The organism is Streptomyces sp. W16 (assembly GCF_033194735.1).
GTDB lineage: Bacteria > Actinomycetota > Actinomycetes > Streptomycetales > Streptomycetaceae > Streptomyces.
The window spans coordinates 1-1166 of sequence record NZ_JAWOAI010001111.1; the positions used below are offsets into that span (position 1 = coordinate 1).

Here is a 1166-nt window from a genome sequence, read left to right on the forward strand (position 1 = left end):
TGGAGCAGACGGCGGGCCGACACGTCGTCTGTCTGCACGGCGACCAGGACCGTGTCACCTCACCCACCGACTCGGCGGACTGTGTGCGCAGGGCGCGGGCCACGGCGACCCGTACCGGGATGGCCCTCGTCGGCGGCGGCGACCACGCCATGCTGCGCCGCCGCGGTCTCTGGCACGCCACCGCCGCGGCCCTCGTCGCCCACCTCCTCGACCCCACCGGCACACCGGATCCACTGCCCGAGGAGTCCTACGGGACGACCGACTTCCCGGTGCTGTGACCGGGTGACCAGGTGATCCGGTGGCCGGGTGATCAGGGGGCGGGCTTCCCCGTCAACCGACCGCGTGGCCGGGCCAGTTCCGCGGCGAACTGCGCTCCCGTGAGCAGCGCCAGGTTCGACAGCCACAGCCAGATGAGGAAGACGACGATGCCGGAGAGGGAGCCGTAGAGCCTGCTGTAGGCGCCGAGTGTCGAGGCGTACGACGAGAAGCCCGCCGAGACGGCAAGCCACAGCGCGGCGGCCAGGGCGCCGCCGGGCAGGGTGTGCCCGCGTCGGCGCGCGCAGGTCGGGCCGGTGTGGAAGACGACCACGACCAGGAGGGCCACCAGGCACAGCAGCACCGGCCAGCGCAGCAGACTCCACGCCCAGGCGGCGGTGGTGCCCATGCCGAACATCCGCCCGACGACCTCCGCGAGCGGGCCGGTCAGCAGCAGGGTGAGCGAGCCGACGAGGAGCAGGCCGAGCAGCACGAGCGCGGTGAGCACGATGCGGTGAGCCTTGCGCCAGGTCGAACGCCGGTCCTCGGTGCGGTGCATCCGGTGCAGGGCGCGGCGGAACACGGCGAGATAGCTGGAGGCCGACCACAGCGCGCTGCCCGCACCGGTCACGAGCAACGGCCAGGCCGTTCCGTCCGCGTCCAGCGCGTGGGACAGGACAGTGTGCAGATCGGCGCCCGAGTCGGCCGGGGCGTAGGCGGCGACGTGGCTGATGAACTCCTGCGCCGTGTCCGGGCTGATCATCCCGAACCCCAGGACCGTCGCCAGCATCGCGGGCAGCACGGTCAGGATCGCGTAGTACGTCAGAGCCGCCGCGTAGTCCGTGATGTCGTCGTTCCACAGCGCGACCGGCGTCCGCCGCAGCGCGGGCCACCAGGCGGCGGGCGGCCGG

At 73.0% G+C, this 1166-nt stretch carries 1 protein-coding gene and 1 pseudogene; one reads left to right on the plus strand and one right to left on the minus strand.

The window, feature by feature from the left end:
- Nucleotides 1–278, plus strand: a pseudogene (locus R6V09_RS53500) (alpha/beta hydrolase); the annotation flags it as partial.
- A 32-nt stretch (nt 279–310) separates the two neighbouring features.
- Here R6V09_RS53500 and R6V09_RS53505 read toward each other — a convergent pair.
- Nucleotides 311–1166 (minus strand): YihY/virulence factor BrkB family protein (locus R6V09_RS53505; protein ID WP_317888607.1); only part of this gene is annotated, 856 nt, incomplete at its 5' end.